At 69.8% G+C, this 9,601-nt stretch carries 11 protein-coding genes; 7 read left to right on the top strand and 4 right to left on the bottom strand.

Going from position 1 to position 9,601, the window contains the following annotated elements; translation table 11 throughout:
* The coding region (locus tag VJS38_RS02235; RefSeq protein WP_324086522.1) for an ABC transporter ATP-binding protein at window positions 1-384 on the bottom strand (384 nt) is incomplete at its 3' end.
* 200 nt (window positions 385-584) lie between these two features.
* Here VJS38_RS02235 and acnA point away from each other — a divergent pair.
* From acnA to VJS38_RS02220, 3 genes are all read left to right on the top strand, one after another.
* A complete protein-coding gene (acnA, locus tag VJS38_RS02230; RefSeq protein ID WP_324086521.1) occupies window positions 585-3,275 on the top strand; it encodes an aconitate hydratase AcnA in 2,691 nt (896 codons plus the stop codon).
* A 208-nt stretch (window positions 3,276-3,483) separates the two neighbouring features.
* Window positions 3,484-4,179, top strand: a complete 696-nt coding sequence (locus tag VJS38_RS02225) for a DUF1223 domain-containing protein (RefSeq protein WP_324086520.1) — start codon at window positions 3,484-3,486, stop codon at window positions 4,177-4,179.
* Window positions 4,180-4,500: 321 nt separating this feature from the next.
* Window positions 4,501-4,836 carry a DUF2794 domain-containing protein gene (locus tag VJS38_RS02220; RefSeq protein ID WP_324086519.1) on the top strand — a complete coding sequence of 112 codons (336 nt, stop codon included), beginning with the start codon at window positions 4,501-4,503 and terminating at the stop codon, window positions 4,834-4,836.
* Between the two features lie 86 nt (window positions 4,837-4,922).
* On the opposite strand, the gene VJS38_RS02215 is transcribed toward VJS38_RS02220, so the two are convergent.
* The gene (locus VJS38_RS02215) at window positions 4,923-5,672 is read right to left on the bottom strand and encodes a Bax inhibitor-1/YccA family protein (RefSeq protein WP_324086518.1); all 750 of its coding nucleotides are present in this window, start codon (window positions 5,670-5,672) and stop codon (window positions 4,923-4,925) included.
* Window positions 5,673-5,824: 152 nt separating this feature from the next.
* On the opposite strand from VJS38_RS02215, the gene thpR reads away from it, so the two are divergent.
* Entirely contained in the window at window positions 5,825-6,358 is a 534-nt protein-coding gene (gene thpR, locus VJS38_RS02210) for an RNA 2',3'-cyclic phosphodiesterase (protein WP_324086517.1), read from the top strand.
* A 24-nt stretch (window positions 6,359-6,382) separates the two neighbouring features.
* Here the strand turns inward: thpR and VJS38_RS02205 are convergent, their stop codons facing one another.
* Complete coding sequence (locus VJS38_RS02205; RefSeq protein ID WP_324086516.1) at window positions 6,383-6,766, bottom strand: DUF2237 domain-containing protein; 384 nt, start codon at window positions 6,764-6,766, stop codon at window positions 6,383-6,385.
* 55 nt (window positions 6,767-6,821) lie between these two features.
* Between VJS38_RS02205 and VJS38_RS02200 the strand changes: the two genes are divergently transcribed.
* Window positions 6,822-7,688 carry a CoA ester lyase gene (locus tag VJS38_RS02200; protein WP_324086515.1) on the top strand — a complete coding sequence of 289 codons (867 nt, stop codon included), beginning with the start codon at window positions 6,822-6,824 and terminating at the stop codon, window positions 7,686-7,688.
* A 5-nt stretch (window positions 7,689-7,693) separates the two neighbouring features.
* Window positions 7,694-8,245, top strand: a complete 552-nt coding sequence (locus tag VJS38_RS02195) for a hypothetical protein (RefSeq protein WP_324086514.1) — start codon at window positions 7,694-7,696, stop codon at window positions 8,243-8,245.
* Here the strand turns inward: VJS38_RS02195 and VJS38_RS02190 are convergent.
* Window positions 8,242-8,661 (bottom strand): HIT domain-containing protein, encoded by a 420-nt coding sequence (locus tag VJS38_RS02190; protein WP_324086513.1) that lies wholly within the window; start codon window positions 8,659-8,661, stop codon window positions 8,242-8,244. The genes VJS38_RS02195 and VJS38_RS02190 overlap by 4 nt on opposite strands.
* Window positions 8,662-8,804: 143 nt before the next feature.
* Here VJS38_RS02190 and VJS38_RS02185 point away from each other — a divergent pair.
* A partial coding sequence (locus VJS38_RS02185) for a malate dehydrogenase (RefSeq protein ID WP_324086512.1) occupies window positions 8,805-9,601 on the top strand: 797 nt, incomplete at its 3' end.

Raw genomic sequence — 9,601 nt, 5'->3', positions numbered from 1 at the left:
CCGGCGGACCTCCAGGTCGAGCAGCGGCTCCAGCGCCAGCGCCTCGGCGGCCCGCGCGGCGCCCGCGGCGTCGGCTCCGCCCCAGCGGCTCCAGAAGACCAGCTCCTCGCGCGCCGTGCGCGCCGGCTTCAGCCCGTCCTGCCAGCCCTGGAAGTGCAGGCCCTCGGCGCGGGCCTGGGCGGGGTCGGCGTCGCCGAAACCGATCTCGCCGGCCTCCAGCCCGACCAGGCCCGCCACCGCGCGCAGCAGGCTGGTCTTGCCGACGCCGTTGGGGCCGGTCAGCGCGCAGGCCTCGCCGGCGGCGAGCTCGAGAAAGACGCCGGAAAACAGCCGCCGCCCCCCGCGGCGGACGGCGACATCGCGCAGGTCGAGCTGCCCGATCATCTGCGCAAACCGCTTCCCGCGCCGCTCGGACACGCGCGTGCATGGACGGGCGGGGAACTCGGGTCTATGAAGCGCCCGGCCGCCGTCGCCTCGGGGGACGTACGCCGCGCTGGGACGGAAGCTGTGTGTCCGCCTTCAAAAGCGCGCGATCCCCGAAGGCGACCATGGGTGGCTGGGAACAGCAGAGAGGATCCCCCGAAATGGCGTCGACCGACAGCCTCAAAACCCGCCGCGACCTCGTGGTGGGCGACAAGACCTACGCTTACTACAGCCTTCGCGCGGCGGAGGAAGCCGGACTTTCGGGGGTCTCGCGCCTGCCGATCTCGATGAAGGTCCTGCTGGAGAACCTGCTGCGCAACGAGGACGGCGACAGCGTCAGCGGCGATGACCTGAAGGCGATCGCCGCCTGGCTCGACAACAAGGGCGTGGTCGAGCACGAGATCAGCTTCCGCCCGGCGCGCGTGCTGATGCAGGACTTCACTGGCGTGCCGGCCGTCGTCGACCTGGCCGCCATGCGCGACGCCATGGTGGCGCTGAAGGCCAACCCGGAAAAGATCAACCCGCTGAACCCCGTCGACCTGGTCATCGACCACTCGGTGATGGTCGACTACTTCGGCACCGCCAAGGCCTTCGGCGAGAACGTCGAGCGCGAGTACGAGCGCAACATGGAGCGCTATCGCTTCCTGCGCTGGGGCTCCTCGGCCTTCAACAACTTCCGCGTCGTGCCGCCCGGCACCGGGATCTGCCACCAGGTCAACCTCGAGTACCTCGCCCAGACCGTCTGGACCAACTCCGACGAAGGCGCGACCGTCGCCTATCCGGACACCGTGGTCGGCACCGACAGCCACACCACCATGATCAACGGCCTGGCGGTGCTGGGCTGGGGCGTGGGCGGCATCGAGGCCGAGGCCGCCATGCTCGGCCAGCCGATCCCGATGCTGATCCCGGAAGTCATCGGCTTCCGCCTCGACGGCCAGCTGCCGGACGGCGCCACCGCCACCGACTTGGTGCTGACCGTCACCCAGATGCTGCGCAAGAAGGGCGTGGTCGGCAAGTTCGTCGAGTTCTACGGCTCGGGCCTCGCCAACCTCACCCTGGAAGACCAGGCGACCATCGCCAACATGGCGCCGGAGTACGGCGCAACCTGCGGCTTCTTCCCGGTCAGCCGCGCGACCATCGACTACCTGGCCGCCACCGGCCGCGACCCTGAGCGGGTGGCGCTCGTCGAGGCCTACGCCAAGGCGCAGGGCCTGTGGCACGATCCGGCCGACGCCGCCGAGCCGGTGTTCACCGACACCCTGGAGCTCGACCTCTCGACCGTCCAGCCGTCGCTGGCCGGGCCGAAGCGGCCGCAGGACCGGGTGCTGCTGTCGAACGCGGCGTCCGAGTTCAAGGCCGCGCTCGCCGGCGACTTCGCCAAGGCCGACACCGCCACGCAGCGCTACGCGGTGGAAGGCGAGAGCTTCGACGTCGGCAACGGCGACGTGGTGATCGCCGCCATCACCTCCTGCACCAACACCTCCAACCCCAGCGTGCTGATCGCCGCGGGCCTGGTGGCCAAGAAGGCGGTCGAGAAGGGGCTCACCGTGAAGCCGTGGGTGAAGACCTCGCTGGCGCCCGGCTCGCAGGTGGTCACCGACTACCTGAAGGCCGCGGGCCTGACGAAGTCGCTCGACGCGCTGGGCTTCAACCTGGTCGGTTACGGCTGCACCACCTGCATCGGCAACTCCGGCCCGCTGCCGGAGGCGATCTCCGAGGCGGTGCAGAAGAACGACCTGGTCGCCGTCAGTGTCCTTTCCGGAAACCGCAACTTCGAAGGCCGGGTGAACCCCGACGTGCGCGCCAACTACCTGGCCTCGCCGCCGCTGGTGGTGGCCTATGCGCTCGCAGGCTCCATGCAGATCGACCTGGCCAACGACCCGATCGGCACGGGCAAGGACGGCCAGCCGGTCTATCTGAAGGACATCTGGCCTTCGAGCGAGGAGGTCGCCGCCCTGCAGCGCAAGCACGTGACGAACAAGATGTTCGCCACCCGCTACGCCGACGTCTTCAAGGGCGACAAGAACTGGCAGGGCATCAAGGTCGCCGGCGGCCAGACCTACGCCTGGGACATGAGCTCCACCTATGTCCAGAACCCGCCCTACTTCCAGGACATGCAGATGGAGCCGTCGGCGGTGACGGACATCGTCGAGGCCCGCGTGCTGGGCGTGTTCGGCGACTCGATCACCACCGACCACATCTCGCCGGCCGGCTCGATCAAGGCCACCTCGCCGGCGGGCGTCTACCTGCGTGAGCACCAGGTGCCGACCTCGGAGTTCAACTCCTACGGCGCGCGCCGCGGCAACCACGAGGTGATGATGCGGGGCACCTTCGCCAACATCCGCATCCGCAACAAGATCACCCCCGACATCGAAGGCGGCGTGACCAAGCACTTCCCCTCGGGCGAGACCATGTCGATCTACGACGCGGCCATGCGCTACCAGACCGAGGGCCGGCCGCTGGTGGTGTTCGCGGGCAAGGAGTACGGCACCGGCTCGTCGCGCGACTGGGCGGCCAAGGGCACCAAGCTCCTGGGCGTGCGCGCGGTGGTCGCCGAAAGCTTCGAGCGCATCCACCGCTCGAACCTGGTCGGCATGGGCGTGCTGCCTCTCCAGTTCACGCAAGAGGGCTGGCATAAACTGGGCCTGACCGGCGAGGAGATCGTCACCATCCGCGGCCTGACGGAGCTCGCCCCGCGCAAGCAGCTGATCGTCGAGATGTACCGTCCCACCGACGGCCGCATCGCCCGCTTCCCGGTCCGCTGCCGGATCGATACCCCCACCGAGCTCGAGTACTTCAAGAACGGCGGGGTCCTGAACTACGTCCTGCGCAACCTGGCGCGTCAGGGCTGAGAGTGCTCCCTCCCCTTTTTGGGGAGGGACAGCCCCGCGAAGCGGGGCAGGGTGGGGAAGCGAGGGCCAGATCCTGACTCGGAGCTTGATCCCGACTCCCCCACCCGCCTCTCGCTTCGCTCGACGCACCCTCCCCATAAAGGGGAGGGATGCTCTCACGCCTTCTTGTGATTTACAGCGCACGGAACTGCGCTTAAGCCTCGCGACGATGCGGAAGGGCGCGCTCTTCAGTCTTATATTGCTCGCCCTGCCGGCGGCCGCGGCGGCCAAGCCGCCGGTGGTCGTCGAGCTGTACACGGCGCAGGGCTGCGCCAAATGCACCGAGGCCAACGCCTACGCCGCCAAGCTGGCCGACCGCCCGGACGTCCTGGTCCTGACCTTCCCGGTCGACTACTGGGACTACCTCGGCTGGTCCGACACCTTCGCCAAGCCCGAGTACGCCGACCGCCAGAAGGCCTATGTCGCCAAGCTGGCGCTGCGCGAGCCCTACACGCCGCAGGTGATCGTCGATGGCCGCGCCCAGGCGCCGGGGTTGCAGCCCGACCGGGTCGACAAGCTGGTGCGCGAGGCGATCCACGCGCCCGCCGACCCGCCGCAGATCCGCTTCTTCAACCGCCGGCGCGTCGACGTCGGCTCCGGCCGGCCGCCGCGAGGCGGCGCGGACGTCTGGCTGGTGCGCTACGATCCACGCGACCAGGAAGTGGCGATCAAGAGCGGCGACAACCGCGGCAAGACGGTGGTGCAGAAGAACGTCGTGCGCGAGATGACCAAGGTCGGCGCCTGGCGCGGCCGCGCCGCGGCCTATCGGCTGCCGCCGCCGTCCGAGGACGGGCTCGAGACCGTGGTCATCGTCCAGGGCGCCCGCGGCGGACGCGTCATCGGCGTCGCCCGCGCCAAGAGCTGACGGACCGCCGCTTCCGACATCCGGACATTCGAGAGCCCGCGCGGCTGGAGAGTTCCACGCGGGCTCAAGTTTGGAGGGGGGGATCTGTGTGTCGGTCGACCAGCCCAAAGGTCCAGGGGGGCTGGGGGGGCTGTTCAGGATCCGGGACCAACGCGCTTGGCCAACCGACACTTGGCATAAAACACATGGCATCAGGCGCGCAGGGGACCGAATTAAGGTCATTTCGGGGCGTGGGCTGACGAGTTTCCTGCTCAAGCGCGGTGGGAACCCAGCTCTGCCGGTCTCGCTTTCGCTCCGGATTTGGGTTTAGGCTCACAGCCGATGGCTTTCGATCCGTCTTACGCCGCGCCCGCAGGGGCGCACGCCTTCTTCGAGCGCCGCGAGCTGGAGCGGCTGCTCAGGCTTTACGGACGGATGGTGGCGGCGGGCGAGTGGCGCGACTACGCGATCGACGGCCTGCGCGAGGTGGCGGTGTTCTCGGTCTTTCGCCGCGCTTCCGAACAGCCGCTCTATCGCATCGAGAAGCGCCCGGCTCTGGCCAGGCGGCAGGGCGCCTGGGCGGTGATCGGCGAGGGCGGGATGATCCTGCGCCGCGGCCACGAGCTCGACCAGGTGCTGCGCGTCTTCGACAAGGGCCGCTTCAAGGTCGTGGATTAACTCCCTCCCGCGCGAAGCGGCGGGAGCTAAGAAAAACCCCGGCGGTTTCCCGCCGGGGTTCCGATCTCGCGATCCTGTGCGTTCGCTTAGCGGCGGTTGCCGGTGAACTGCAGCAGGAATTGGAAGAGGTTGATGAAGTTCAGGTAGAGGTTCAGCGCGCCGTAGTTGGTCGCCACCGCCATCGAGGCGCTGTCGCCGCCCAGCTGATAGTAGGTCATCTTCAGGTTCTGGGTGTCGTAGGCGATCAGGCCCGAGAAGATCAGCACGCCCAGGGCGCTGATGATGAAGCTGAAGCCCGGCGGATGCCAGAACAGGCCGACCAGCGAGGCGAGCACCAGACCGATCAGGCCCATCATCAGGAAGCTGCCGAAGCCCGACAGGTCCTTCTTGGTGGTGTAGCCGATCAGGCTGAGGCCGCCGAACGCCGCCGCCGTGATCAGGAAGGTCAGCGCCACCGACGAGCCGGTGTAGGCGAGCAGCCACACGCCGAGGCCGGCGCCGATGCCGGCGACCACCGCCCAGTAGATCGCGCCCGCCGCCCGCGGGCTGGGATTGCGGATGAACATCGCGCCCAGCAGCACCACCAGGGGCACGAAGCGGATGACGGTTCCAAGCGCGGTGAAGCCGGCCAGGCGCCCCTCTGGCGTCACGACGTACAGCAGTTGCTGGACGGGGGCGAAGTCGGCGGTCAGCCAGGCCAGGACCGCGGAAAGAAGGAGACCCAGCGCCATCTTGTTGTAGACGCCGAGCATGAAGCTGCGAAGACCCGCGTCCACCGACATGTCGGCGCGATCGACGGGGATCGTGCGCGAATAGCCGCGGTTGAAGTCGCTCATCTGAGCTGTGCCCTTGTTGCAACGTCCCTTGCGGACGCAAACGAAATATCGTGCGCCCGTGTGGCCGAGGCAAGGCCCTACGGATTAAGGGGGATTAACCTTCGCGCGAGGCTTTCGTGGCGGCGCCGGTGTTGGCGCCTTAGGTATAGGCGATGATCCGTCTCTTCGCCGCGCTCGCCATCCCCGAGGAGATCGCCCAGGGCCTGGCCCGCCGCCAGGCCGGGCTGGAGGGCGCCCGCTGGCGCACGGGCCTGCAGCTGCACATCACCCTGCGCTTCTTCGGCGAGGTGCGCGAGGACGTCGCGCGCGACCTGGACGCGGAGTTGTCGACCGTGGGCGGCGCGCCGTTCGACGTCGTGCTGGAGGGCGCCGGCGCCTTCGGCGAGGGCGGCGACATCCACACCGTCTGGGCGGGCGTGGCCGACAATCCGGAGCTCAAGCGCCTGGCCAAGGCCTGCGATACGGCGGCCCGGCGCGCCGGCCTCAAGCCCGACGGCCGCAACTACCGGCCGCACCTGACGCTGGCCTATCTGCGCCACCCGGACCCGGCCCAGGTCGCCGGCTGGATCCAGGCCAACAACCTGCTGAAGTCCCCGCCGATCCACGTCGACCGCTTCGGCCTCTACTCCAGCTTCCTGGCCAGCGACGGGGCGCAATACCGGCTGGAGGCGGAGTATTCCTTATAGGCCGTCAGCGCAGCGAGGACGCACTTACGCCTCCACCGCGTAGTCCTTCAGCACCCCCAAGGGCACGATCGCCAGCGTCTCCTCGTGGGTCGCCTCCAGCACCACCTGGGGCGCGGCGCCGGCGTCCAGCGCCTCCTTCCAGCGCGGCGCGCACAGGCACCAGCGGTCGCCGGGCTTGAGGCCGGCGAAGCCGTACTCCGGCATCGGCGTGGAGAGGTCGTTGCCGACCGATCTGGAGTAGGCCAGGAACTCGGCCGTCATCACCGCGCAGACGGTGTGCATGCCGACGTCCTCGTGGCTGGTCTCGCAGCAGCCGTTGCGGAAGAAGCCGGTGAGCGGCTCGAGCGAACAGGGTTGCAGCTCGCGCCCGAGAACGTTCTTCGCGCCGGCTTCGTAACGGGTGTTCATGCCTTCATTCTTACCGCTAAGAGGAAGCGTTCGCCACGTGTCGCACGAGCCCGCCATGACCGCCGCCCATCGCCCGCGCCGCAGCGCCCTCTACATGCCGGCCTCGAACGCCCGCGCAATCGAGAAGGCCAAGACCCTCGCCTGCGACGTGGTGATCCTCGATCTGGAGGACGCCGTCGCCCCGGAGGCCAAGGTCGAGGCCCGGAAGCTGGCCGTCGAGGCTGTGCGCGCCGGCGGTTTCGGCGCGCGCGAGGTGGTGATCCGGGTGAACGGCCGCGACACGCCGTGGGGCGCGGCCGACCTGGGCGCGGCGGCCGCGGCCGGGGCCGACGCGGTGCTGGTCCCGAAGGTCGCCAGCCCGGAGGATCTCGCCCACTACGCCGCGCCGCTGGTCGGCAAGACCCGGCTCTGGGCGATGATCGAGACCTGCCAGGCGGTGTTCGCGCTGGACGCGCTGGCCCAGGCGGCGGCGGATGCGAGGAACGACGTCTGGGTGATCGGAACCAACGACCTGGTCAAGGAGATGCGCTGCCGCGCCCGCGCCGACCGCGCGCCGCTGGTCGCGGCGCTCTCCCTGGCGGTGATGGCCGCCCACGCCCACGGCGTCGCGATCCTCGACGGGGTCTACAATGACATCCCCGACCAGGAGGGCCTGAAGGCCGAATGCGAGCAGGGGGCGGACCTCGGCATGGACGGCAAGAGCCTGATCCACCCGAGCCACCTGGAGACCGCCAACCGCGCCTTCAGCCCGACGGAGCAGGCCGTCGCCTGGGCGCGCACCGTCGCCGCCGCGTTCGCCGCGCCCGAGAACGCCGGCAAGAACGTTCTCAAGGTCGAGGGCAAGATGGTGGAGCGGCTTCACCTGGCCGAGGCCGAGCGGCTGATCGCGATCTCGGAGGCGATCGCCGCCCTGCAGGAATGAGCACGATGCGACGGGCGATGATCGCGGTTGGACTGGCGCTGGCGGGCGAATCCGCCGCCCTGGCACAGACGGAAGATCCGCCCCCGCCGGCCGCGGCGCCGCCAGCGCGCTCGCCGGTCATCGTCGTGCCCGGCCCGCCGGGGCCGCACGTGGAGGATCCGCGCAGGCTGCCGGAAGCGCCGCCCACCGTGCCGGATCTCGCCTACGATTCCCGCCTGTTGTCCTCGGCCGCCTCGGCCGAGCAGTTCCAGGGCAAGCTCGACGGCGGCTGGACGCTCGGCGCCGAGGGGCGGGACCTCTACGCCTTCCAGCTGGTCGACAAGCGGGACGCCCTGGAAGGCGCCTGGCGCGACCTGCAGGGCGCCCCCGAGCCCGCCGCCTCCGGCGTCCTCGACCGGGTCGAGCGCGTCCCTTCGGGCCTGGTGATCCGCTTCACGCCGAGCGGCCAGGCGCCGGTCAGCGTCACCCTCGGCCGCGACCTGCGCGGCGAGCTGAGGCAGGGCCGCCGGCAGGTGGCGGTGGCGATGCGGCGGATGTCCAAGGAGCCGGGAAACTAAAGGCCGAGCGCATTCCTCGCCGCCGCCAGCGCCGTCTCCAGCGCCGCCGCCGCATAGGCCTCCGCCGTCCCATGCCCCCAGACCGGGCCCGGCCAGGCCATGTCGTCGGGGCGGCGGCCGACGACGTGGACGTGGAGCTGGGGCGTGACGTTGCCGAGCTGGCCGACATTCAGCTTGGCGACCGGCCGGCCGAGGGCCTCGGCGGCGGCGCGCACCGCCGCCCCTGCCAAGAGGATCTCGTCCATCAACCGGCCGCGCTGGCCGTGGGACAGGTCCTCCAGCTCGCGGGCGCCGCCCACCCTGGGCAGGAGCACGAGCCAGGGATAGCGCGCGTCGGCCTGCAGACGGGCCTGGCAGAGGGCGAGCTCGCCGATGAGATGCGAGGTCGCGCAGAAGGCGGGGTCGAGCTGGAACATCATCCGCTCTCAGCATGGTTGTAGCCATGCGCCAAGCGCTTGCCGAATCGTCCCGCTGCGGCATTGCAGCATGGCCCTGCCTGAGCTAGGGACCCGCCGACCGCATCGGCGGCCATCCCGTTTCAAGCATCTGGAGCTGCACCATGGCGACCAAGAAGCCGATCCGCGTCGCGGTCACCGGCGCCGCCGGCAACATCGGCTACGCAATTCTCTTCCGCATCGCCTCAGGCGCCATGCTGGGCGCCGACCAGCCGGTGATCCTGCAGCTGCTGGAGATCCCCACCGAGGGCGCCCAGAAGGCGCTGAAGGGCGTGGCGATGGAGCTGGAGGACTGCGCCTTCCCGCTATTGCAGGACATGATCCTGACCGACGACGCCAACGTCGCCTTCAAGGACGCGAACTGGTCGCTGCTGGTCGGCTCCAAGCCGCGCGGCCCGGGCATGGAGCGCGCCGACCTCCTGAAGGACAACGGCAAGATCTTCATCGCCCAGGGCAAGGCGATCGACGCCGTGGCCGCCGACGACGCCCGTGTCGCGGTGGTCGGCAATCCCTGCAACACCAACGTGATGATCGCCGCCAGCCAGGCCAAGCGCCTGACCCCTGACCGCTTCACCGCCATGGTGCGCCTGGACGAGAACCGCGGCCGCGCCCAGCTGGCCAAGAAGGCCGGCGTCTCGATCAACGACGTCAGCGAGCTCTTTATCTACGGCAACCACTCGCCGACGATGTTCGCCGACTTCACCCACGCCAAGATCGGCGGCAAGGCCGCGGCCGAGGTGATCGGCGACGAGGCCTGGCTGAAGAACGAGTATCTGCCGACGGTCGGCAAGCGCGGCGCGGCGATCATCGAGGCCCGCGGCCTGAGCTCGGCGGCCTCGGCGGCCAACGCCGCGATCGACCACGTCCGCGACCTGGCCACCCCGGGCGCCATCCATTCGCT

This window comes from Phenylobacterium sp., assembly GCF_035276905.1.
Classification (GTDB): domain Bacteria; phylum Pseudomonadota; class Alphaproteobacteria; order Caulobacterales; family Caulobacteraceae; genus Phenylobacterium.
The sequence above is the reverse complement of the archived record's forward strand: the minus strand, read 5'-3'. Positions and strand labels throughout refer to the sequence as shown.